Below are 24,503 nucleotides of genomic sequence, written 5' to 3'. Positions count from 1 at the left end.
CCACAATAAACATTGTAAAATCAAATCACTCAGAAATAACTAATGATAACAACCGATTCATTTCATATAATCACTTTACAAGCAGATGACGCAAAAAGTTTATCTGAAATGATGGTTTTGAATTTTGATAACTTTAAGCGTTATTTTCCAATTACATTATCTAAAAATCTATCCATAAAAGATAGTTTAAGTTATATTGAAGAAAAAAGAAAAGAAAACGATTCAAAATCTGAATTTACTTTTGGAATTAAAGATGTTTCAAATTCAAAAATTGCTGGTTTGATTATCATCAAAGAAATAAATTGGGCTACCAAACAAGGTGAATTTGCTTATTGTATAAGTACAGAATACGAAAACAAAGGTTGGATGTCAAAAGCTATTGCGCTAACCACAAATTATGGATTTGAAGTTTTAGGATTCAATAAATTTCAAATTATTGCTCATAAAACAAATATTGGAAGTTGTAAAGTTGCAGAAAAGTGTGGTTTCACATGGAAAAGAACACTTTTAAATGAATACACACCGCCAAATGAAACTCCATTAGATATGGAATTATATGAATTAGAACATGAAAAATAAATTCTACACCTACATACAAAACCTGCAAGATCAAATCTGTAAAGGATTAGAAGACATTGACGGCGGCACCAAATTTCGAGAAGATATTTGGGAACGACCAGAAGGCGGAGGCGGTCGCACACGTGTTATTGAAAACGGAAATGTTTTCGAAAAAGGCGGTGTAAATATTTCAGCCGTTCATGGCAAATTGCCAGATACGATGCAAAAGATGTTTGGTGTTGGAGAAGCTGATTTTTTCGCTTGCGGATTGAGTTTGGTGATTCATCCAAAAAATCCGATGGTGCCAACGGTTCATGCGAATTGGCGCTATTTTGAAATGTATGATGAAAACGGCAACATCATTAACCAATGGTTTGGTGGCGGACAAGATTTAACACCATATTACTTGTTTGAAGAAGATGCGAAACATTTTCATCAAACCTGTAAAAATGCTTGTGACAAACATAACCCTGAATTTTATCCGAACTATAAAAAGAAATGCGACGAATACTTTTGGAACGCACACCGATTTGAAGCACGTGGAATTGGCGGTTTATTTTTCGATTATTTAAAAGCAACCGAGCAAATGTCAATGGAAGATTGGTTCAATTTTGTGTCAGAAGTTGGGAATTCTTTCTTACAAGCATATGTTCCAATTGTGGAAAGAAGAAAAGATTTACCTTATTCAGATGCACAACGCACATGGCAAGAAATTCGTCGTGGTCGTTATGTGGAATTCAATTTAGTTCACGATAAAGGCACACTTTTCGGACTAAAAACCAACGGAAGAATTGAAAGCATTTTGATGAGTTTACCACCACATGTGCAATGGGTTTATGACCATCATCCTGAAGTGGGAAGTGAAGAAGAAAAATTATTAAAAGTATTAGCAAAACCAGTTGAATGGATATAAAATTAAGCTACCTGTTTTTTTGCTTAGGAACTATTTTTGGAGTGGCTCAAAATGACTCATTGTCCACTTCTTTTTTTAAATCTTATGACGAAAAAGTAACCGGTAGTTTATATTTTATTGAAACTTCTAACAGTTTTGAATTTCTGTTAGATTCTGGTGACGAAAACAAACATTTAAGCTTAATTCCCAACCGAAAAGCCCAAATTGGGGCTAATCTTAGCTATAAATTTATTGATATTAGTTATGGTTTTTCGCCAAAGTTTTTTGAGGAAAACAAAGATAATTCGGGTTCCAAATTATTTACTATTAGTACTCGTTTTTATCATAAAAAATGGATGCAATCCATTAAATTCATCAATCAGAAAGGATTTTATATAGAAGACGATGTAAACTTATTTTTACCTAGATTAAGAACTACAAAAATTGGTGGAACAACTTCTTATATTTTTAATGATAAATTTTCATTTAAAACCATTGCCAATCAAAAAGAATGGCAAACCAAAAGCGCAGGAAGTTTTATTCCTAATTTTAGTTTTTATTATACCAATTTTGATCTCAACGATGGAAGTGGCGGCGAACATAGTGATGTTTATTTAGTAACGCTTTCGGCTTCCTATTTTTATAATTTAGTTATTAAAGAAAAGTTTTTAGTTTCGGCTGGACTTTCTCCTGGTTTTGGATTTAATGATGTAGATGGCGATTTTTCACCTTTATATGAAGTAACGGGAAGTTTTAAAATTGGGTATAATGTGGATTCTTTTTTTAGTTTTATCAATTTAAATTTTACTGATTTTGTTCAAGATACTAATACGAAAATTAGATTAAACGATAATTTCTCTACGTTCAAGTTCACGCTTGGCTATCGATTTAATCCGCCAAAAAAAGTGAAAGAACTTTACGAAAAAGTAAATAAGAAAATACCGTTCTAGAAGTGAAAGAATTTGCCAAATTATCAAATTTTAAAAAATGTTAAAATCATAATTTCCAGTCCAAAAAATAGTAATTTTACCAATCAATATTTGAATAACAAATTATGTTTCCATTACACAGAGGTCGTCGTTTAAGAGTAAACGAATCTATAAGAAGTTTAGTTCGCGAAACCAGCTTAAGTCCGGCTGATTTTATGTTTCCAATGTTTATTATGGAAGGAAAAAACACAAAAGTGGAAATCCCTTCTATGCCAGGAATTTTCCGTCGCACATTAGATTTAACGGTGGAAGAAGTAAAAGAATTATATGCTTTAGGAATTAGAGCTGTCAATATTTACGTAAAAGTTAGCGATGATTTAAAAGACAATACCGGAAAAGAAGCTTGGAACGACAATGGTTTGATGCAAAGAGCCATTCGTGACATCAAAAAAGCTTGTCCCGAAATGATTGTAATGCCAGATGTAGCTCTTGATCCTTACTCAATTTACGGTCACGATGGAATCATCGAAAATGGTGATATTGCTAATGATGCAACCAATGAAGCTTTAGTACAAATGGCAGTTTCTCACGCACAAGCTGGAGCTGATTTTGTAGCACCAAGTGACATGATGGATGGTCGTGTTTTACGTTTACGTCAAGGTTTAGATGCGGCTGGATTTCACAATGTTGGAATTATGAGTTATTCGGCAAAATATGCTTCGGCATTTTACGGTCCTTTTCGTGATGCTTTGGATTCTGCTCCAAAAGATGCTGATGTAGAAGTGCCTAAAGACAAAAAAACCTACCAAATGGATTACGCTAATCGCATCGAAGCAGTTAAAGAGGCTCTTTGGGATGTGGAAGAAGGCGCTGATATGGTCATGGTAAAACCGGGAATTGCTTATTTGGATATCGTTCGTGAAGTGAAAAATGCGGTAGATGTTCCTGTTACAGTTTTCCATGTTTCAGGAGAATATGCTATGATTAAAGCAGCTTCTGAAAGAGGTTGGCTAGATCATGATAAAATTATGATGGAGCAATTGATGTGTATCAAAAGAGCAGGTGCAAGTTTGATTTCAACATATTTCGCAAAAGAAGCAGCCATTTTATTAAACAAAAAGTAATGTGACATTTGTCACAAACTAAGTGAAATCGATATTGTAATTTTATTGATATTTCTAAATCATATCAAAATGAAACTTATATTAAAATCGTTTGCTGTTTTTGCATTAGCCATTTCATTTACTAATTGTGGTGAAAAAAAAGAAACAGATGCTTACGGAAATCCAGTTGAAGAAAAAACTGAGGCAACCATTGAGACAACAGTTGATCCATTATTCACTAAAGGTCAAGAACTTTTTGAAGGGAAAGGAACTTGTACGGCTTGTCATAAAGCGGACACCAAAGTTATTGGTCCTGCAATTAAAGATATTGCTAAAATTTACAAAGAAAAAGGAGCAAGTATTGCCGCTTTCATCAATGAAAAAGGAGAGCCAATTGTTGATCCAACACAATATGAAACCATGAAAACGAACTTTGCTATTACAAAAGCTATGACGGCTGAAGAACGTAAATCGTTGGAAATTTATATGATGAGTTTCGAATAAAAATATTATTCAACTACCAATTTAAAGCCCACGCGCGGAATGTTTTCTATTCTAACGTGGGTTTCTTCTTTTATGATTTTTCGTAATCTTGAAATAAAAACATCTAAGCTTCTACCTAAGAAATAATCATCGCTTCCCCATAACTCCATTAGGATTTTTTCGCGTTTTAAAACCGTATTTGGATTGTCTAAAAACAATTTGAGTAATGATGCTTCTCTTTCGGTTAACGTGATTTTTTGGCTGTCATTTTTCAACAAATAATTCTCGGGTTCAAATTGAAAACTTCCAAAAGTATATTGTTTTTGTGTTGAATTATCGGTTGATTTTTGACTTCGGTTTAGGAAAATTTCGATTTTTAAAATTAATTCTTCAATAGAATATGGTTTTACCAAATAATCATCGGCACCCAATTTCAATCCTTTAATTCGGTCTTCTTTCATGGTTTTTGCCGATAGAAAAATAATCGGAATTTCTTGATTACGCTTTCTAATCTCAGTTGCAATTTCAAATCCATCCATATCAGGTAACATAATATCCAAAACACACAAATCGAACGTTTCTTTACAAAACAGTTGAAATGCTTCTTTTCCGTTGTTGCAATGCACAACTTCAAAATACTGTTCTAAATTATCGGAAGTTAGGAACGCCAGTGTTTCGTCGTCTTCAACATACAAAATACGCTTCTTACTCATAATCATTTTTATTTATTTGAATGGATATACTTACTCCATTACCAATATTATTTTTTGCAAAAACTTTCCATTTATGCCAATCGCAAACATGCTTTACATAAGAAAGCCCTATTCCAAATCCTTCAATTTCTTTACTATCTTCTCGAGCTACTCTAAAAAATTTATCAAACACAAATGGTAAATCATTAGCTGGAATTCCAACTCCATTATCCGAGAATTTTAAAAGTAATCCTCTCTCATTTTCTTTGGATTGGATTTGTATAATTGGGCTTTGACCCGAATATTTCACGGCATTATCCATAATATTATAAAGCACATTATAAAAATGAAATTCATCAGCTTGAATTATATAATCTCGCTCTAAATGAATATCAATTTTAATTTCTTTCTGATGTTTTAAAACGATATTTTCTTTAACCAATTCGAGTAATATTTTTAAATCTACCTTGGTTTTTTCCAAAACAATTTGCTTGCTTTCGGTTTTGGCAACGTACAAAATTTTCTCAATGTGTTGGTTTAGTTTATTGCTTTGATTGATTATAATTTGGATGTATTTTGACAATCTTGGATTATCAACAATTTCTTTTTGCGTATTGGCATAATTGGAAGCAATCAAAATAGAAGCTAGAGGTGTTTTAAATTCATGCGTCATATTATTGATGAAATCCTTTTGTAAATCGGTATATCTTTTTTGTTGCAACATTAAAAAAACCGAGTACACATAAATAATTAAAACTAAGAACAACACGCCTGTGAATATCCAATATTGGGATAAACTTTTAAAATAGGTTTGTTCAATGTGTGGAAAACGCACTGCAAAATAATAGGTTAAATCGCTGTTTTTCATAAAACAATCTTCACAAAATTTCTCTGATTTTCCTTTAATCGAAATGTAATTTCCGTAAACCATTTCATCTGAACTACAGTCATAAATAGCATATTCAAAATCGAGTTCAAGTTTTACTTTTTCAAACTCAAGCTTAAGATACTGCTCTAAGATGCGATTTTCGAATACGTCGTTAACGTTAACTATAAAGTAGTTTTCAGAAATTTTCTTAATTTGATTGGTAATAGGTAATTCTGATTTATTATCTCTATAGATTTTTTCCACCACATCTTGCAAAGCAAAATGGATTTTATCTTCCATATCTTTTTTTTCAAAAATATAGGCCTGATTAAGTAAAAACAATTGCATGATGATAACACCAACAATTGCTAAAAACCCAATGAATATTATGGTATTAAATCTGTTAAACTTCATAATGAGTTCGATATTACAAAAAATGTGGGTCTAAAAATCCCTATTAACATGTCATTAACAATCATTAAAATTTAATTAACAACACACGTTTAAAAGTTTTTTAGTTTTGTATAACAAATTTAATATAACTAAAAAAATATACCGTATGAAATCAATTAAATTATCAATTGTAGCCTTATTTATAGCTAGTGCTTCATTTGCACAATTAAAAGACGCAAAAATTGAAACAGCTAAAGCAATTCAAGTTACTCCTACAGAAGTTAAAACTCCTGTAACTCCAAAACAATCAACTATCAAATGGGATCAAGAAATGCATGATTTTGGAGATATTGAAAAAGGAAAACCAGTTACTTATGAATTTTCTTTTACAAACACTACAAAAGAAACTATTTTAATTACAAATGTAAGACCAGCTTGTGGTTGTACTGCTGCAAATTACACAAAAACTCCAATTAAACCAGGAGAAAAAGGAATGGTTGCCGCAACATTTAATGCTGCATCTGGTGGTCAATTTCAAAAATCAGTTACAATTACAACAAATGAAAACGGTGCTGAAGCAGTAAAAACTTTATCTTTTAAAGGAAAAGTTTTAGATCCAGCTACTGAGAAAAAAGAAGAGATTAAATCTTAACAATATTATTAATTCAGCTTTTACATCTTATTTAAACCACCTTTTTACAGGTGGTTTTTTTATATTTACAAAATGAAAACTGTCATTATAAAAACACCTCTTGGCTTTACAGAAATTCAAGGAAATGAAAACGGAATTTCAAAAATTCATGTACTGAATGAAGACGATGAAATTTCTACAAAAATTCCAGAAGAATTAAAAGAGGCTGTTTTACAAATTCAAGACTATTTTAATGGAAAAAGAACTGAGTTTTCATTTAAAATTAATCCAGCTGGAACTAATTTTCAAAAAAAAGTTTGGCAAGAACTATTAAAAATTCCTTACGGAAAAACATGTTCTTATTTAGAATTATCCAAAAAAATTGGCGATGTTAAAGCAATTCGTGCAGTTGCATCTGCTAATGGGAAAAATCCGCTTTGGATTGTAGTTCCATGCCACAGAGTTATTGGAAGCGACGGCTCATTAACAGGTTATGCGGGTGGTTTATGGCGAAAAAAATGGTTGCTCGAACACGAAAATCCAGTAAAACAAGAAAGTTTATTTTAGATTTTTTAAAATCATTCTAACTTTTTCCTACTTTTATAACACAATCTTATAAAATTAGGAAATGAAATTTCTTTTAAAATTCTTCAAGTGGTTTGCTATTGTTTTGGCAAGTATCATTATTTTAATGTACATTTTTGATGTAGATTATCTGTTACGTGCTGTAAGAACTATTTATTTCAAGGGTTACACAACCGCATTTTTAGAAGATTATAAAGAATTTCCAAATAGAGAAATTAAAAAAGGAAATGCACAACCCTGGGCAATTGCTTCCGATTATAACTCAGTTCCAGCTACTAAAGAATTGACTAAAAACCACAAAGAACTTCAAACTATTGCTTATCTCATCATTAAAAATGATAGTATTTGGCACGAAAGTTATTTTGACGGATTTGATAAAAATTCGAAATCTAACTCTTTTTCAATAGCTAAAAGTGTAGTAACAATAGCAATGGGAAAAGCAATAATGGAAGGAAAAATCAAAAGTCTAGACCAAAAAGTAACCGATTTTTTTCCAGAACTTAATGGCAAATTTGCAAAAGACGTAACCGTTGGTGATTTATCTTCTATGGCATCTGGGTTGAGTTGGGATGAAAAATATTATAGCCCGTTTTCAATTGTAACCCGTGCTTATTTTGATGATGATTTAAAAGGCATTATTTTAGGTTTAGACATTAAAGAAAAACCAGGACAATCATTCAAATATTTAAGTGGTGCTACTCAATTATTAGCGATGTGTATTGAAAAAGCAACGGGAGAACATTTATCTGATTATGTTTCAAATCACTTTTGGCAACCTATGGGAGCCGAAAATGAAGCGCTTTGGCAACTTGACGAAGAGCCAGACGGAATTGAAAAAGCATATTGTTGTATCGCTAGCAATGCAAGAGATTTTGCGCGCTTTGGAAAATTATATTTAAACGATGGAAAATGGAATGGAAAAGAATTATTAGATAGTGCTTTCGTGAAAAAATGTGTTACACCTCGTTTTGAAAACAGTCCAGAATATGGATATGGATGGTGGATGCACGAAATTAAAGGCAAAAAATTATACTATATGCGAGGTCATTTAGGGCAATTTGTAATTGTAATTCCAGAAGATGAATTAATCATTGTGCGATTAGGACATATAAAAGGGAAACAAACAAAAGAAGACCCACATAGTAATGATTTATATGTTTATGTGGAGGGAGCCTACAACATGATAGCAAAAAGAAAAACTAAAATTTAACTATAAACCATACAAAAATGATTGAGAAAATTAACTTAAACAACATTCTGTTTTTAGACATTGAAACTGTTCCAGAACACCAAAATTATGGTATTTTAGATGAAGAAACGCGCTATTTGTGGGAACACAAAACGCAATACCAACGCAAAGATGAAGTTTCGGCAGAAGATTTTTACGAAAGAGCCGGAATTTGGGCTGAATTTGGAAAAATCATCACTATTTCTGTGGGTTACTTTGTAAATAAAGGTGATATTAGAAACTTTCGCGTAACCAGTTTTTGGGGAGAAGAAAAGAAAATTTTAAACGATTTTTCAAATTTACTAAATACACATTTTAACGGAGCACAGCACATTTTATGTGGCCATAATGCTAAAGAATTTGATATTCCGTTTATTGCTCGACGTATGATTATCAACGGAATTGCTTTGCCAAACAAACTCAATTTATTCGGCAAAAAACCATGGGAAGTAGCACATCTTGATACTTTAGAATTATGGAAATTTGGCGATTATAAACATTTTACTTCTTTAAAATTACTTACAAAAGTATTAGGAATTCCATCTCCAAAAGATGATATCGACGGTAGTGAAGTAGCACACGTTTTTTATGTAGAAAACGATATCGACAGAATTATTACCTACTGCGAAAAGGATGTTATAGCAGTAGCCCAAATTTTTCTACGACTAAGAAGAGAGGATTTGTTGATTGAAGATGAAATTACACATGTATAAAAAAAGGGAGCTACCAAGCTCCCTTTTCATTTAACTCTAAATAAATTATTTATTAATCACTACTTTTCTAGTAGTTTTTCCTAAATCATTTTCAATAGTTAGCATATAAATTCCTTCCGAAAGATTTTCAACGTTTAATGTTTCAATAGTATTAGAAGACTTTTTACTAATAACTTGTCTTCCTTGAACATCATAAATTACAAAAGAAGATTCCCCAAAAGTATTACTTGCTAAATCAATATTTAAAATTCCTTTTGTTGGATTTGGATATACTTTAATTTCTGATAATATAGTACTTGGTGTGCTTAATGATTGTTCAATATTACAAACAGATAAGGTTACCGCATTAATACTACCTCCATCCCCATTGTAAGCATCAACTACACGTAAAATCCATGTCCCATCTGCTGGTAAATTATTTAAATCTGTCAAGTAACCTGTAGGTTTAACAGTACCTGTTATAGAAGGTGCAGATGAACCACAAGTAAAAGGAACTCCTTCATCATCTAAAGTACAATTAACATCGTCATTATCTCCACAAGGCTCGTCAAATAAAGTAATAATTGGACTACCTATAGATGCTGGCCCTTCTAAATAGTACTTCATATCTTGAATATAAGTATGTGTAATATCAATTGACACGTTGATATCCCCAATAGTCAAACCACCTGTTACTTGAATAGGAACAGAGGCAATACTGTTCGCGGTAGCTCCAATAGATGCATTGGAAAAATCTGTTGCTGTAAAAGTATTTCCACAATTTACGATACCAGTTCTAAAATTATTTACTGTTGCTGAAGAAACAATTGCACTACCACATCTGTTTGAAGGAATAACTCTCCAATAATACGTTGTTTCTGATGCTAAACCAGTTAATAAATGACTTCCATCATCCGTATTAATATTGGCAAATAACGATGAGAAATTAGATTGAGTTGAAACTTGTAAATTATACGATTCTGCATTTACATCTGTATTCCAATTAAAGAAAGCAGTGGTAGCTACTGTGTCTTGTCCGTTAGTAGGAGTTGTTAAAGTCGTAGGTTGGAAAGTAGCAGAATAAACTCTTAATTGTTTTAATCTCGTTTCCATTTCTACACCATTAGAACCTGATATTCCAATCGTATATGCGCCTGGTTGAACTGCCGCCAAGCCAGATATTGTCATAGTCACTGTTCCATCATTACTTAAAGAAGTAGGGTTAAAACTTGCCATTGCTCCAGATGGTAGTCCTACAGCTGAGAAAGTTGTAGTCATTACTCCCGTTTGTTTGTAATCAAATGTATAAACTGCATCTTGATTAGAACATACTATTAAATCATCAGAATTTGAAGTTAGTGCAAAATCTGAAGTGATTCCGGTAACAATCAAAGAATAATTTTGCGCTCCTGTAACTAAAGTTCCTTTATGAGTTACGGTAATTACATAATCACCTGCTGTTGGATTGTCAATTTTAACCACTTCAATATTATCAACATTATTGTCTCCTGTTCTTACCGCTAATGCTGAAGGACTTGATTGTAATTTCCATGGGTAATAAGTTGTTCCATCTTTAGTTACTCTAATATCTAAATCGTTAACCAAAACTGGAGTTGCGTCATTATCTCCAGTTGTACCAATATTAGTCGTTCCTGGTAAATCAGTCCAAGTTATTGAAGCAATCAAAGGATTTGAAGCACCTCCATTTGATTTAACTGTCATTGTAAAGGTTTGTCCTTGTACTAATTCTTCTTCAGATACCCAAGAAGTCAATCCATTGGCTGTAATAGTTTCTACCGCTTTTTTTGCATTTAACAAGCCCCAACCAAATTTAGCATCTGGCCCAGCATTTCCTGCATCATCAGCAGTATGACAAGCCAAACCTCTTAAGGTTGCAGATTTCATAAAACTTGTTGTTAGATTTTTATGGTGCTCTTGAACTAATAATAAAGTTCCTGCAACATTCGGTCCCGACATTGATGTTCCAGAAAGAGAAGCTGTAGAAATGTCGTTTGTAGAAGATGTTGATAATACGCCAGTACCATTTCCTGCAATATCGGGTTTAATTCTTCTATCATCAGTTGGACCTTGACTACTAGAAGCGTTTATAGTAACGCTAGATAACGAACCATCAGCATTTATTGTAGCATCAGTTGCATTTGCAATAATTAAAACATTTTTTGCTGTTTTATTTCCTACTAGCTTATCGTATCCTGATGCAATTGGGGCTGGATTATTATTGTTATTTCCATCATTTCCAGCTGACATAACTGGAAGATAGTAAGGTGCTGTATAAGCAATTTCATCCCAAGTTCTTGCTGCGTCAGTATATGCCCCAATAAACCAAGCTGGTAAAACTGTAGTACCACTTCCAACAGGAACTCCATAAGAATGGTTTGAAATTAACATCCCATCAAGTGTTTCTGCTAGTGCTTCAGATTCATCATTGTCCCAATTAAATGTTCTAGCTGTTGCTAAAGTTGCCATTCCCTTAACACCAGATGAAGTTCCATTCCAAGGTAAAGCTAAAATAGTTCCCGTTACATGCGTTGCATGACTACTATAGGCAGTTCCTGAAACATCATCAACAGTGGTAACTCGATTACCAAAACCATTATGGGTTCTTCTTACTGTTCCACCATCCCAAACTCGAGCAACCATATTTTGTCCGTCTAATGATAATCCTAAACCTCCTCCAGAATTTAAATAATTTGTTCTTGTAGATCTTGCGGCTAATACATTTGTCGTAGCATAATAAATTGGAAAACCGTCTGGTGTTAATGCCATTAATTCTTGAAAAGAACCATCATCACCTTTTATAATTATTGGCCAATTATTTCTATTTGCTACTTCTATAGCTTTAGCTCTTTCTTTTATTTCCAACTTCTGGAAGTAAGTAATTTTTTGTTGGATTTTTTCCACTTCATAGTTTCTTGTAATTTTTGCAGCATCTTCTTTTGTTTGGGAAAAAGTAAATACGTAAAAAAACAAAAACAATGATGTAAATAATTGTTGTTTTTTCATTTTTTGGGGCAAATTAGTTTTAAATAAATTTTAACAAATATATAATTTTTTCACCATCTTAAAAAAATTAATAAAAAAAGCATTATGCAATTTATTGGAAATCAATATTTTTAAACTAATAAAAACATCGTTAACATAAATAAGTTTTCTTTAAATCTTAAAGATATATTACATTTACGAAAAATATAAATTTATGGTTTTAAGCAGATTTTGGTTAGTGATATTTATATCATCTATCTTTTTTATTGTTTTTGGATTATTTTCTTCACAATATTATTCTATTGATTATGTGTTGAATGGCAAACAAGGCGAACCACTTTTAATTGGTGAAAAATATTTAAAAGAAGTACCTCAATTTGTGCAAGATAGTGTGCAAAAAGCGGAAGACAAAAGATACGTCTTAAATAGAAACGAAGCCGATGCCGACACCACATACGTCTATAACAAACAAACCGTAAAAATCTACAGCGGAAAACAAAAAGCAGATGGATTATTACCTATGACCAAAAGCAGTTTATTTGATTTAATTCTGCCTTTGATAGCGTATTTATCCTTTTTCTGTGGCATCATGGAATTGCTAATTATTTCTGGTGCTTCTGAAAGATTGGCTAAAAAATTGAGTCCGCTATTTGCAAAAGTATTTCCTTCGATTCCTAAAAACCACGAATCGATTTCTTATATGACACTGAACTTTTCTGCTAACTTTTTAGGATTAGATTCTGCGGCAACACCTTTTGGTTTGAAAGCTATGCAAAGTTTACAAGAATTAAATCCTGATAAAGACAGAGCAAGTGATGCCCAAATCATGTTCATGTGTTTACATGCTGCGGGTTTAACCTTAATTCCAACCTCAATTATTGGTTATCGAGCGGCTGAACATGCTGCAAATCCTGCCGATGTAATGCTACCTTGTATTATTACCTCTTTCATTGGAACCATTGCTGCGTTTGTTTTAGTAGGAATTAAACAGAAAGTAAACTTCAAAAGCGCTTCGTTATTAGCGGCTTTAATGGGAGTAATCGGAGCGATTGTGGGATTATTATTCTATGTTAACAGTTTAGATTTAATTGGAAAAAACTATTTTACTTCTAACCTTTCGGGATTGTTATTAATCTTAATCATTGGCGGAACTTTAATATTTTCCTTCATTCAAGAGAAGAAATTCGTAGAACAAAAAACAACTATTTTCGACACGTTTGTAACCGGCGCCAACAACGGATTAAAAACCGGAGTGACAATTTTTCCTTATGTGATGGGAATGTTAGTAGCGATTTCGTTGTTTAGAAACAGTGGTTTGTTTGAAATCATAGCCAACGGAATTTCCTTTTTATTTGCTCATCTTGGTGTTGCTAAAGAAATCACCGATTCACTTCCTGTAGCGATGTTGCGCCCTTTTAGTTCAGGTGGTTCGCGTGGGTTTATGATTGATGCGATGAAGCAATTTGGACCAGATTCCTTAACGGGAAGATTGAGTTGTATTTTCCAATGTAGTGCAGAAACGACTTTCTATGTAATTGCTGTTTATTTTGGAAGTATCAACGTGAAAAACACACGTTATACTTTAGGCATGATGCTATTAGTAGATTTAATCTGTGTGATTACGGCAATTTTTGTGGCGAGTTGGTTTTTTTAGGAGATGAATAAAATGCTTAAATATGCTTCGATATTACTGATTATAATCAGTTTTGTTTCATTTTACAGAACATTTCAAGAATACAATATATTAAATTCTGGAAACAAAATTACTGTTAGTGTTGTCTCAGTGCCTATTTCGTGTAGCGAATCTTCTAAAATTTCTAAAGCTTATTTTACTTTTTACTTCAACGAAAAAAAACAAAGTAAAAGGTTAGAAGGTCGTTGCTCAATAAATGTTGGAGATAAAATCAAACTAATAACAAATGATACACAAGATATTTTCCTCTTTGAAGATGAAGATGTTTCTTTTCAATTTTTAGCTGGTTTATTAATTTTTGTTGCTGGAATTTATTGTTATTTCAAAGCAAGCAAATAACTTTTTAGTTTAAATATAAATGAGTTTTTTTGAAGATATAATTATCAATTTAGGACAAGAAGGCATGTACTTCTTTTTTAAAAGACTTGGCATGCTGGCCAAATGGATTTGTTATTCAGGAAAAAAACCATTCACTGAAATTAAGAATGAAAATTGGAATACCAGAATAGGCTTCGTTTTGTTTTTAATTATAGTTGGGATAATAATTTATATTGTAAATTAATTCCTCAAAGTTTTAAAAACCTTGCAGGTTAGAAAAACAAAAATCCGTAACTTTACCTTTCAAAACATACACAAATGGACTTTTTATATCAAGACCCGTATCCAATTTTAAAAGACGATACAACCTACAAAAAATTAACTTCTGATTACGTAAAAGTAGAGCAGCTTGGCGATAGAGAAATCTTAGTGGTGGATCCAAAAGGATTAGAATTATTAGCACAAGAAGCAATGGACGACGTTTCGTTTATGTTGCGTTCGGCACATTTACAAAAACTAAGAAACATTATCGAAGACCCAGAAGCAACAGATAACGACCGCTTTGTAGCCTATAATTTATTACAAAATGCTGCGGTGGCTGTAGAAGGTCAATTGCCTTCTTGCCAAGATACTGGAACTGCGATTGTGGTTGCTAAAAAAGGTGAAAATGTATACACCGGTGTTGATGATGGCGAATGGTTGTCTAAAGGGATTTTTAACACCTACCAAAATAAAAATCTTCGTTACTCGCAAATTGTTCCGATTTCAATGTTTGAAGAAAAAAACTCAGGTTCCAATCTTCCGGCACAAATTGATATTTATGCTAAAAAAGGAAATTCGTATGAATTCTTATTTTTAACAAAAGGTGGTGGTTCGGCAAACAAAACCTTCTTATATCAAAAAACAAAATCGTTGTTGAACGACAAATCAATGGAAGAATTTGTTCGCGAACGTATTTTAGATTTAGGAACAGCGGCTTGTCCGCCTTATCATTTAGCATTAGTAATTGGTGGAACTTCGGCAGAAGCTAATTTAGCAGCCGTAAAAAAAGCATCGGCAGGATATTATGACAATTTACCAACTTCTGGAAATATGTCGGGTCAAGCGTTTCGCGATTTAGAATGGGAAAAGAGAGTACAAATTATTTGTCAAGAAAGTCAAATTGGAGCGCAATTTGGCGGAAAATATTTAACACATGATGTTCGTGTCATTCGTTTACCACGTCACGCAGCTTCTTGTCCGGTGGGAATGGGAGTTTCTTGTTCAGCAGATAGAAATATTAAAGGGAAAATCACAAAAGATGGTATTTTCTTAGAGCAATTAGAAACTAATCCAGGTCAGTTTTTACCAACAACTGCTCCTCATTTGGAGCCAGCGGTAGAAGTTGATTTGAACAAACCAATGGCTGAAATTTTATCAGAATTATCAAAATATCCAATTAAAACGCGTTTGAAATTAAACGGAACTTTAATTGTAGCTCGTGATATTGCTCATGCTAAAATAAAAGAATTGTTAGATGCTGGAAAACCAATGCCAGAGTATTTCAAAAATCATCCTGTATATTACGCAGGTCCAGCAAAAACTCCAGACGGAATGCCATCAGGAAGTTTTGGACCAACCACTGCAGGAAGAATGGATGTTTATGTAGACGAATTCCAAGCCGCTGGCGGTAGCATGATTATGTTAGCTAAAGGAAACCGAAGCAAAGACGTAATGAACGCTTGTAACAAATATGGTGGATTCTATTTAGGTTCGATTGGTGGTCCTGCTGCTATTTTAGCAAAAGAAAACATTTTATCAGTAGAAGTAGTTGATTTTGAAGAATTAGGCATGGAAGCCGTTCGTAAAATTACCGTGAAAGATTTCCCTGCGTTTATTATAACTGATGATAAAGGGAATGATTTTTTTATGAATCTTTAGTCTTAGAACAAAGAGAATAGAATATAGACAAACCTGTGAGTTGAAAGACTTGCAGGTTTTTTATTTAAATTTGTCAAGCTGAACTTGTTTCAGCTTCTCAATATAGATCCTGAAACAAGTTCAGGATGACAAGAAAACCAAAATTAACTGACTACTAAAAACTAAAAATTCCCCACTCAAAATCTACTCCACAAACAAAACCAATCCTTTCAAATAATGCCCTTCTGGGTGGTAAATATTCGTTGGATGATCGGGTCCTTGTTCTAATTTATGTAATACTCGGATATTTCTTCCCGTTTCTATAGCTGCTGCTGCAACAGTGTTGTAAAACAAAACATCATCAATCACTTGCGAACAAGAGAAGGTGAATAAAATTCCGTTTGGTGCTAAGGCTTTTAATCCTGCAATGTTTAAACGTTTGTAGGCTTGCGTTGCGGTGTGTTTGCTTTTGATACTTTTCGCGAAAGCTGGCGGGTCTAACACAATAACATCATATTGTTGCGTGTGTTCTTTCATGAAGTTGAACACATCGTCAGCTACGGCTTTGTGGTTAGCGTTTGGAAAATTTAATTCCATATTACTGGCTGCCAAATCCACAGCTTTTTGAGAAATATCTACTGAAGTAACCAATTCTGCGCCAGCATTCATCGCATAAATAGAAAATCCGCCAGTGTAACAAAACGTGTTTAGTACTTTTTTGCCTTTTGAGAATTCGCCCAATAATTTACGGTTTTCGCGTTGGTCTAAGAAAAACCCTGTTTTTTGTCCTTCTACCCAATTTACTGAAAACAAAATGTTGTTCTCTTTTGCAACTGCTTCTGCTTTATTTCCGAATAAGAAATAATCAGTTCCCGTATTCGGTAAAGTTCCTGAACTTTTGCAATAAATCGTTTCGCAATAGTCTGGAAAATTCGATTTTATAGCTTCAGCGATTTGCTTCATTTGAAGAAAAACTCCAGTGGAATGCGCTTGAATTACCCAATTTTTATCGTAATAATCAATAATTAATCCCGAAATTCCATCGCCTTCTCCGTGAATCACACGAAATGCATTCGTTACTTCAAAATCCAATATTTGAGCACGTAAATACCAAGCCGATTGTAGTTTGGATGCCCAAAAATTCTCAGAAAAAGTTTCATCGCCGAAAGTCAAAATACGAACTACGATACTTCCTTTATCACTGAAATATCCGGTTCCTAAATGATTGTTTTTCGAATCGACTACATCAACCATTTCGCCATCGTTTATTTCACGACTTACGCCATAAACCGCACCGCTGAAAATCCAAGGGTGGCGACGTTGAATAGATTTTTCTTTACCTGATTTTAAAATTACTTTTGGTAGGGTCATTTTTTGAAAATATTACCGCAGATTCGCAGATTATTATTTGATTTTAAACTAGGCTAAATTGAAGTAAAACGCAGATTTACAGATATTAAAAATTGTAATCTGTGAATCTGCGGTAAAACTAAATATTTAATATTAATCGATTTTCATTTCAGGAATTTCTCCTTCGATGATTAAATCTGCTTCTGTTGCTTTGATGATGTCTTCTACTGAAACGCCTGGCGCTCTTTCTAATAATTTGAAACCTTTTGGAGTGATTTCTAAAACCGCTAATTCCGTCACGACTTTTTTCACACAACCCACTCCAGTTAATGGAAGCGTACATTTTTTCAATATTTTTGATTCTCCCGCTTTATTAACGTGCATCATTGCTACGATAATATTTTCTGCCGAAGCTACTAAATCCATAGCACCACCCATTCCTTTTACCATTTTTCCTGGGATTTTCCAGTTGGCGATATCTCCGTTTTCAGAAACTTCCATTGCACCTAAAATGGTTAAATCTACTTTTTGCGCACGAATCATTCCGAAACTAAAAGCAGAATCAAAGAAACTTGCTCCTGGCAAAGTGGTAATAGTTTGTTTTCCTGCGTTGATGATATCAGCATCTTCTTCTCCTTCAAAAGGAAATGGACCCATGCCTAAAACTCCATTTTCCGATTGAAATTCAACTGAAATATCCGTACGAACATAATTAGCAACCAAAGTTGGAATTCCGATTCCTAAGTTTACATAGTAACCGTCTTTTACTTCTTGTGCTATTCTTTTTGCTATATCTTCTTTTGATAACATAATTCTTTCTTTTTACTGAACACTAAAAACTGAACACTGATTACTTTTGACGAACTGTTCTTTGCTCAATTCTTTTCTCAAATTTCTCTCCTTGGAAAATACGGTTGACCATAATTCCAGGAATGTGAATTTCGTTAGGATTTAAAGTTCCTGCTGGTACTAATTCTTCAACCTCAGCAATAGTGATTTTTGCAGCACCAGCCATACATGCGTTGAAATTACGAGCCGTTCCTTTGAAAATAAGATTTCCTGCTTCGTCACCTTTCCATGCTTTTACGATTGAGAAATCCGCTTTGTAGGCTAATTCCATTACGTGCATTTTTCCGTTGAATTTACGTGTTTCTTTTCCTTCAGCTACTTCTGTACCAAAACCTGCTGGTGTAAAAAAAGCGGGAATTCCGGCTTGAGCAGCACGGCATTTTTCTGCTAAAGTTCCTTGTGGTGTTAATTCTACGTCTAATTCACCTGAAAGCATTTGACGTTCAAATTCTGCATTTTCTCCTACATAAGAAGAAATCATTTTTTTGATTTGACGTTTTTGTAATAGTAATCCCAATCCGAAATCATCAACCCCTGCATTGTTTGAAATACAAGTTAAATTGGTTACGTTTTTATTTACTAATTCAGCAATACTGTTTTCTGGAATTCCACATAATCCAAACCCACCTAACATAATGGTTTGTCCGTCTTGAATTCCTTCCAACGCTTCTTTAACGTTATTAACTTTTCTAGAAATCATATTTTAGTTTGTTGTTGTTTATAATCCGAATTCGTCTAGGTTAGGCTCATCAGTAGGAATCTCTGTTGAATCTACTGCTTTTTTAGGTGTCCAACAATCTACCTTGATAGATAAGTTTTCAGGTCTTTCAAAAGGTTCTTTTGACACATCTAAATCGCTATCTGCATAACATTTTTTCATGAAAAGACCCCAAATAGGTAGTGCCATTGTAGCGCCTTGACCTCTTCTTGTATCTTTAAAATGGGCAGCTCGGTCTTCATTTCCTACCCAAATTCCTGTTGCTAAGTTAGGCACCATGCCTATAAACCAACCATCGGAATTGTTTTGCGAAGTTCCTGTTTTTCCTGCAATAGGATTACCAAAACTGTAATCGTATTGCATAATTCCGCCTCCACCCCATTTCAATCTGGCACCAGTCCCTGAAGTAGTAACCCCTTCCATTAATTTTAACACGGTATAAGCAACGTCTTTATTTACAACATCTTTTTGATAAGAAACAGTTTGGTCTAATACTACACCGTTTTTATTTTCGATTTTAATAATAAATGTTGGCTTAACATAAACTCCTTGATTTGCAAAGGTACTCATAGCGCCCACCATTTGCTCGACTGTAATATCTACAGCTCCTAATGCAATTGATGGTTGCACAGGAATATTAGAAGTTACTCCTAATTCTTTTGCCATATCAACAACAGCTTGTGGACCTACTCTATCTATTAACTTTGCAGAAACTGTATTTACAGAATTAGCCAATGCTTTTTGCAAAGTAATGGTCCCTCTATAATTACCGTCTGAATTTTTTGGAGACCAATCGGCATCAATTCCCCATTTGCCTTTTGGCATAGTAAAATAACTATCAATAATAGAATCACATGGAGACATTCCTAATTGTTCTATAGCCGTTGCGTAAAGAAATGGCTTGAAAGTAGAACCTACTTGTCTTGCTCCTTGACCAACGTGATCGTATTGAAAATATTTGTAATTAACCCCACCAACCCATGCTTTGATATGACCATTTCTTGGCTCCATAGCCATCATACCCGTTTGCAACATGTGTTTGTAGTAAATAATAGAATCTTTAGGTTTCATGATGGTATCTTTCTCCCCTTCATAAGTAAAGATTTTCATTTTTGCAGGCACTTCAAAAGATTTTAGAATTTCATCTTTTGTTTTTCCATTCAAGTCCATTTTTCTCCAACGTTCAGAATTTTTCATGGCTTGTTCCATAATTCTTTGGGTTTGCTCTGGAGTAATATCAACAAAAGGTGCATTTTCTTGGCCTTTCTTCCCCTCAAAAAATTCTTTTTGAAGATTTTTCAAATGCTCAAAAACCGCTTCCTCAGCATATTGTTGCATTTTAGAATCGATAGTTGTGTAAATTTTTAAACCGTCGCGATACAAATCATATTCGGTTCCGTCGGGTTTTAAATGATCTTTCACCCATTTCTTCATGTAATCTCTTAGATATTCTCTGAAATAAGTAGCGCTTCCTTCGGAATGGCTTTCTGGTTTAAAATCTAATTTTATAGGTAATTGTGCTAATTCTTTTTCTTTTGTTTGAGAAAGAAAACCGCTTCTTACCATTTGACCCAAAACTGTGTTTCTTCGGTCAAAAACCATTTTAGCTCTTTTTTTTCTGTTAGGATTATATAATGAAGGATTTTTTAACATTCCTACAAACAAAGCACTTTCTTCAATTGTTAAGTCTTTAGGCTCTTTGTTCATGTAAATTTTTGCTGCAGAACGAATTCCAACTGCTCCATTTACAAAATCAACTTGATTTAAGTACAAAGCGATAATTTCTTGTTTAGTATATTGACGTTCCAAACGTATAGCAATAATCCATTCTTTTACTTTTTGAATAACTCTAAAAAGAATAAATTTTGAACCATCACTTCCGTGGAATAAATTTTTTGCCAACTGTTGTGTTAATGTACTGGCACCTCCGTCTCTTCCTAATTTAACAACTGCTCTAAAAGTTCCTCTTGCATCGATACCTGAATGTTCATAAAAACGTTCATCTTCAGTTGAAACGAGAGCTTCAACTAAATGTTTTGGCAAATCTTCATATTTAACGGGTGTTCTGTTTTCTTTATAAAATTTACCAATAACAACTCCGTCAGAGGAAATTATTTCGGTTGCTACATTTGAATCTGGATTTTCTAAATCGTCAAACGAAGGCATTTTTCCAAAAAATCCCCACGAAGCAAAAAGGAATAAAAAAATAATTCCTAAAAATCCGTAGGCAAATAATTGCCAAAATTTTCTTTTATACTCTGAAAAATCGTTTGTATTTGCTTTTTTGGTAGCCATACTATTTTATTTTTTCTATTCGTAACCCTAATTCTGTAACCCCTTTTAAATCTGCTACTCCATCAACTTTACCAGTTTCTCGAACAGCTTGTACAATCTCTACATTATATTTTCCTACTCTATTGAATTTGTAGTTTTCTAAATACCACAATTTACTTTCTTTAATGTCTGAAAAACCTTCTCCCATTAAAGTACCATCAGGATTTGCCATTTGGTACTCTAAAGTATCTACTTTTATAGTAGGTTTTATTCCTGGCTCTTTTAAAGAAACAATTAGGTACATATTATTAAACGGATAATCGTTATTGTTTCTAACATTCAAAAATAAATGATACGGATTAATTGTATCGTTTTGTTCAAATGTAAAACGCAAGGTATCTGACTTTTTCCAAGTACCATCTAATTCTTTATACTCGCTAAAAAATTGTTTTTTATCACAAGAGATAAAAAGCAACGCAATTAGCATTAACCCAATAAAATTAGTCTTTTTTAGGTGCATTTTTATAATTTGTAGGTTTCTTTTTTTTGTTTCTATTATTTGATTTTTTCTTAGGTTGATCAAAACGAGTTAAACTATCCTGACCTACTACATTTTCAAATTTTTTCTCTACTTCCTGAACTGTTTCAACCACATAATCTTCTAAAGCCGCCACACGTTCTTTTTTCTTATTTATTGCTAAAATTTCTTTCACTTTTGCAACAGGTAAAACCATCCATTGCGCTGGTGCATTAGCATAAGAAAACCACATGATTTCTTTAAAAATATCAATTTTCTGACAGTACGCATCTCCTTTTTCAGTATATAACTTAGTATCCATATCTGGAAAATCTTTTAGAGCATCCAAATACGTATCCAATTCATAATTTAAACAACATTTCAATTTTCCACATTGACCCGCTAATTTTTGTGGATTTAACGACAACTGTTGGTAACGAGCTGCCGAAGTATTCACACTTCTAAAATCAGTTAACCAAGTAGAACAACACAATTCTCTTCCACAAGAACCGATTCCTCCTAAACGAGCGGCTTCCTGACGGAAACCTACTTGCTTCATTTCGATTCTAATTTTAAAATCTTGTGCAAATTCTTTAATTAATTGACGAAAATCGACTCTGTCATTTGCCGTATAGTAAAACGTTGCTTTTGAACCATCGCCTTGAAATTCTACATCAGAAATTTTCATTTCTAACTTCAAATTAATAGCGATTTCACGAGCACGCATACGCACCGCTTCTTCTTTATTTCGAGCTTCTGTCCAAATATCGATATCTCTTTGCGAAGCTTTTCTGTATATTTTTGCTAAATCTTTATCAGGATTTTCATTTTTCTTTTTCATTTGAATTTTAACCAATTCGCCTGTCAAAGTGATAATTCCGATATCGTGACCTGGAGAAGCTTCGGTAGCAACAATGTCTCCAATAGATAACGTTAGTTTCTCGGTATTTCTAAAAAATTCTTTTCTTCCGTTTTTAAATCTGATTTCAACAGCATCAAAAGGCGCCTGACCTCCTGGTAATGTCATGTTTGATAACCAATCGAAAACCGAAAGTTTGTTGCAGCTATCGGTGCCGCAAGTCCCATTATTATTACACCCTTTTGGTGCACCGCCATCAGCGGTTGAACAGTTTGTACATGCCATAATTTAAATATATAGTGATTGTCCTAACGGACTACGTTTCAAAACGTTTTTGAGCGTAAAGATATTGATTTTTTATGGAAACTTTCAAATTCAATCTTTTGAAGTTGCACAAAAACAAAAAACCTATCTCATTATAAAACGAAATAGGTCTTTATATAGTATTGTGATGATTTATTTTAGATAATGATTTTGAATAATTTATCGGATAATCTTACTCTAAAAGGTACTTCAAAGGTTATTTTATCACCTATTTTCGCAGATGAATTTTCACTTCCGTTTACCAACATTTTTTCTAAAACCAATTCCTGATTTCCTGTTGTTGGTCCTGAAATTAAAATTTTATCGCCAACATTTAGTTCTTGATTTTCTATAACGAAAAGTCCCACTTGTGCTTTCACATAATAATGTTCGGCTTTACCAAGTAATACTTTTTTCACTTTTATTTTCTGACGAATGTCTTTTGTTTTTTCGGCTACAGCCAAAGGTTTGTCTGACAATTCGCCTGAATGTTTGAATTTTAAATTCTCTGATTTTCCTTTTCGGAATACTTTATTACCCACTTGTTTACCTCTGCGAAGTTTAACTTGTTCGGCTAATGGCAAATGCGTGATTTCTAAACATTCTGTGGAACAACAATTTTCCATAGCAGCTTGACATTCGTCACATTGGATGAATAATAAATGACAACCATCGTTTAAACAATTGGTGTGATTATCGCAAGGTTTTCCACATTGGTGACATTGCGAAACGATATCGTCAGTAATTCTTTCACCAAGTCTATGATCAAAAACGAAGTTTTTTCCAATGAATTTACTTTCGATATTTTCTTCCTTAATTTGCTTGGCGTAATTTATGATTCCACCTTCAAGCTGAAACACATTTTTAAAACCTTGATGTTTGAAATAAGCAGATGCTTTCTCGCAACGAATTCCTCCAGTGCAATACATCACCAAATTTTTATCTTCTTTAAAATCTTTTAATTGCTCGTTGATGATTGGTAAACTTTCTCTAAAAGTTTCTACATCTGGCGTAATGGCACCTTTAAAATGACCGATTTCACTTTCGTAATGATTTCTAAAATCAACTACAATCGTATTTGGATCTTCTAATATTTGATTGAATGCTGCCGCTTTTAAATGCACACCTATATTGGTAACATCGAACGTTTCATCGTTTAAACCATCGGCAACGATTTTATCACGGACTTTTACCGTTAATTTTAAAAACGAATGGTCATCGTGTTCTACAGCGACATTCAAACGAATGCCACGCATAAAATCATATGCTTCTAAAGTTTCACGAAAGGCTTCAAAGTGTTCGGCAGGAACACTCATTTGAGCATTAATTCCTTCTTTGGCCACATAGGTTCGACCAAGAGCATCGAGTTTGTTCCATTCGATAAATAAATCGTCGCGAAATTTTTTGGGATCTTCAATTTTGGCATACGCATAGAAAGATAATGTAAGACGTTGTTTTCCGGCTTCATCAATTAATTGAGCTCTTTCTTCTGCGCTTAAGGTGTTATACAGTTGCATGCTATAAACGTTTAAGTGAGAAATGTGTTATGAATTCTAAATGGAAGAATTCGGGTGCAAAGGTAATAAAATTGATTAAAAATCAAATCTTTAAATACATCTGAAAACATATTAACAATTTTTGGAACAAATAAAAAAAGCTGTATTTT

At 33.3% G+C, this 24,503-nt stretch carries 22 protein-coding genes; 12 read left to right on the top strand and 10 right to left on the bottom strand.

The features are described from left to right. Positions 1–42 precede the first annotated feature (42 nt). The 5 genes from GFJ94_RS08260 (at position 43) to GFJ94_RS08240 (ending at position 3,986) form a co-directional block, all read left to right on the top strand. Positions 43–579: a GNAT family N-acetyltransferase gene (locus GFJ94_RS08260; protein ID WP_153201082.1), complete on the top strand. Its 537-nt coding sequence runs from the start codon at positions 43–45 to the stop codon at positions 577–579. After that, entirely contained in the window at positions 569–1,471 is a 903-nt protein-coding gene (gene hemF, locus GFJ94_RS08255; RefSeq protein WP_153201081.1) for an oxygen-dependent coproporphyrinogen oxidase, read from the top strand. The genes GFJ94_RS08260 and hemF overlap by 11 nt, the downstream gene beginning before the upstream one ends. Continuing rightward, the gene (locus GFJ94_RS08250) at positions 1,462–2,400 is read left to right on the top strand and encodes a DUF4421 family protein (RefSeq protein WP_153201080.1); all 939 of its coding nucleotides are present in this window, start codon (positions 1,462–1,464) and stop codon (positions 2,398–2,400) included. The genes hemF and GFJ94_RS08250 overlap by 10 nt, the downstream gene beginning before the upstream one ends. Before the next feature lie 104 nt (positions 2,401–2,504). Next, positions 2,505–3,503, top strand: coding sequence for a porphobilinogen synthase (gene hemB, locus GFJ94_RS08245; RefSeq protein ID WP_153201079.1), 999 nt, complete (start codon positions 2,505–2,507; stop codon positions 3,501–3,503). Positions 3,504–3,572: 69 nt separating this feature from the next. Beyond that, positions 3,573–3,986 carry a c-type cytochrome gene (locus GFJ94_RS08240; protein WP_153201078.1) on the top strand — a complete coding sequence of 138 codons (414 nt, stop codon included), beginning with the start codon at positions 3,573–3,575 and terminating at the stop codon, positions 3,984–3,986. 5 nt (positions 3,987–3,991) lie between these two features. On the opposite strand, the gene GFJ94_RS08235 is transcribed toward GFJ94_RS08240, so the two are convergent. After that, a complete protein-coding gene (locus GFJ94_RS08235) occupies positions 3,992–4,678 on the bottom strand; it encodes a response regulator transcription factor (RefSeq protein WP_153201077.1) in 687 nt (228 codons plus the stop codon). Further along, the gene (locus tag GFJ94_RS08230; protein ID WP_153201076.1) at positions 4,671–5,939 is read right to left on the bottom strand and encodes a sensor histidine kinase KdpD; all 1,269 of its coding nucleotides are present in this window, start codon (positions 5,937–5,939) and stop codon (positions 4,671–4,673) included. Before GFJ94_RS08230 ends, GFJ94_RS08235 begins: the two co-directional genes overlap by 8 nt. Before the next feature lie 145 nt (positions 5,940–6,084). Between GFJ94_RS08230 and GFJ94_RS08225 the strand changes: the two genes are divergently transcribed. The 4 genes from GFJ94_RS08225 (at position 6,085) to GFJ94_RS08210 (ending at position 9,075) form a co-directional block, all read left to right on the top strand. Beyond that, complete coding sequence (locus tag GFJ94_RS08225; protein WP_153201075.1) at positions 6,085–6,570, top strand: DUF1573 domain-containing protein; 486 nt, start codon at positions 6,085–6,087, stop codon at positions 6,568–6,570. A 72-nt stretch (positions 6,571–6,642) separates the two neighbouring features. After that, positions 6,643–7,116 carry a methylated-DNA--[protein]-cysteine S-methyltransferase gene (locus GFJ94_RS08220; RefSeq protein ID WP_153201074.1) on the top strand — a complete coding sequence of 158 codons (474 nt, stop codon included), beginning with the start codon at positions 6,643–6,645 and terminating at the stop codon, positions 7,114–7,116. Positions 7,117–7,177: 61 nt separating this feature from the next. Next, positions 7,178–8,344 (top strand): serine hydrolase, encoded by a 1,167-nt coding sequence (locus GFJ94_RS08215; protein WP_153201073.1) that lies wholly within the window; start codon positions 7,178–7,180, stop codon positions 8,342–8,344. A 17-nt stretch (positions 8,345–8,361) separates the two neighbouring features. Continuing rightward, complete coding sequence (locus GFJ94_RS08210; protein WP_153201072.1) at positions 8,362–9,075, top strand: 3'-5' exonuclease; 714 nt, start codon at positions 8,362–8,364, stop codon at positions 9,073–9,075. 45 nt (positions 9,076–9,120) lie between these two features. On the opposite strand, the gene GFJ94_RS08205 is transcribed toward GFJ94_RS08210, so the two are convergent. Continuing rightward, complete coding sequence (locus GFJ94_RS08205) at positions 9,121–12,078, bottom strand: S8 family serine peptidase (RefSeq protein WP_153201071.1); 2,958 nt, start codon at positions 12,076–12,078, stop codon at positions 9,121–9,123. A 193-nt stretch (positions 12,079–12,271) separates the two neighbouring features. Between GFJ94_RS08205 and GFJ94_RS08200 the strand changes: the two genes are divergently transcribed. From GFJ94_RS08200 to GFJ94_RS08190, 3 genes are all read left to right on the top strand, one after another. Beyond that, positions 12,272–13,711 (top strand): nucleoside recognition domain-containing protein, encoded by a 1,440-nt coding sequence (locus GFJ94_RS08200; RefSeq protein WP_153201070.1) that lies wholly within the window; start codon positions 12,272–12,274, stop codon positions 13,709–13,711. A 12-nt stretch (positions 13,712–13,723) separates the two neighbouring features. Beyond that, a complete protein-coding gene (locus tag GFJ94_RS08195; RefSeq protein ID WP_153201069.1) occupies positions 13,724–14,089 on the top strand; it encodes a hypothetical protein in 366 nt (121 codons plus the stop codon). Between the two features lie 297 nt (positions 14,090–14,386). After that, positions 14,387–15,988: a fumarate hydratase gene (locus GFJ94_RS08190; RefSeq protein WP_153201068.1), complete on the top strand. Its 1,602-nt coding sequence runs from the start codon at positions 14,387–14,389 to the stop codon at positions 15,986–15,988. 183 nt (positions 15,989–16,171) lie between these two features. Here the strand turns inward: GFJ94_RS08190 and GFJ94_RS08185 are convergent, their stop codons facing one another. The 7 genes from GFJ94_RS08185 to GFJ94_RS08155 all read right to left on the bottom strand — a co-directional run bounded on the left by GFJ94_RS08185 (position 16,172) and on the right by GFJ94_RS08155 (position 24,354). Continuing rightward, positions 16,172–17,338: a class I SAM-dependent rRNA methyltransferase gene (locus tag GFJ94_RS08185; protein WP_153201067.1), complete on the bottom strand. Its 1,167-nt coding sequence runs from the start codon at positions 17,336–17,338 to the stop codon at positions 16,172–16,174. A gap of 132 nt (positions 17,339–17,470) precedes the next feature. Then, positions 17,471–18,127 carry a CoA transferase subunit B gene (locus tag GFJ94_RS08180; RefSeq protein ID WP_026725591.1) on the bottom strand — a complete coding sequence of 219 codons (657 nt, stop codon included), beginning with the start codon at positions 18,125–18,127 and terminating at the stop codon, positions 17,471–17,473. Positions 18,128–18,167: 40 nt separating this feature from the next. Then, positions 18,168–18,866: a CoA transferase subunit A gene (locus GFJ94_RS08175; RefSeq protein ID WP_153201066.1), complete on the bottom strand. Its 699-nt coding sequence runs from the start codon at positions 18,864–18,866 to the stop codon at positions 18,168–18,170. 18 nt (positions 18,867–18,884) lie between these two features. Beyond that, positions 18,885–21,179, bottom strand: a complete 2,295-nt coding sequence (locus GFJ94_RS08170; RefSeq protein WP_153201065.1) for a penicillin-binding protein 1A — start codon at positions 21,177–21,179, stop codon at positions 18,885–18,887. Position 21,180: 1 nt separating this feature from the next. Continuing rightward, the gene (locus GFJ94_RS08165; protein WP_008255515.1) at positions 21,181–21,678 is read right to left on the bottom strand and encodes a gliding motility lipoprotein GldH; all 498 of its coding nucleotides are present in this window, start codon (positions 21,676–21,678) and stop codon (positions 21,181–21,183) included. Next, positions 21,659–22,819 carry a regulatory iron-sulfur-containing complex subunit RicT gene (locus GFJ94_RS08160; protein ID WP_153201064.1) on the bottom strand — a complete coding sequence of 387 codons (1,161 nt, stop codon included), beginning with the start codon at positions 22,817–22,819 and terminating at the stop codon, positions 21,659–21,661. Before GFJ94_RS08160 ends, GFJ94_RS08165 begins: the two co-directional genes overlap by 20 nt. A gap of 176 nt (positions 22,820–22,995) precedes the next feature. After that, positions 22,996–24,354 (bottom strand): rhodanese-related sulfurtransferase, encoded by a 1,359-nt coding sequence (locus GFJ94_RS08155; RefSeq protein WP_153201063.1) that lies wholly within the window; start codon positions 24,352–24,354, stop codon positions 22,996–22,998. Between the last annotated feature and the right edge of the window lie 149 nt (positions 24,355–24,503).

Origin of the sequence: Flavobacterium sp. LMO8 (assembly GCF_009495755.1) — a bacterium.
Taxonomy (GTDB): Bacteria; Bacteroidota; Bacteroidia; order Flavobacteriales; family Flavobacteriaceae; genus Flavobacterium.
The sequence above is the reverse complement of the archived record's forward strand: the minus strand, read 5'-3'. Positions and strand labels throughout refer to the sequence as shown.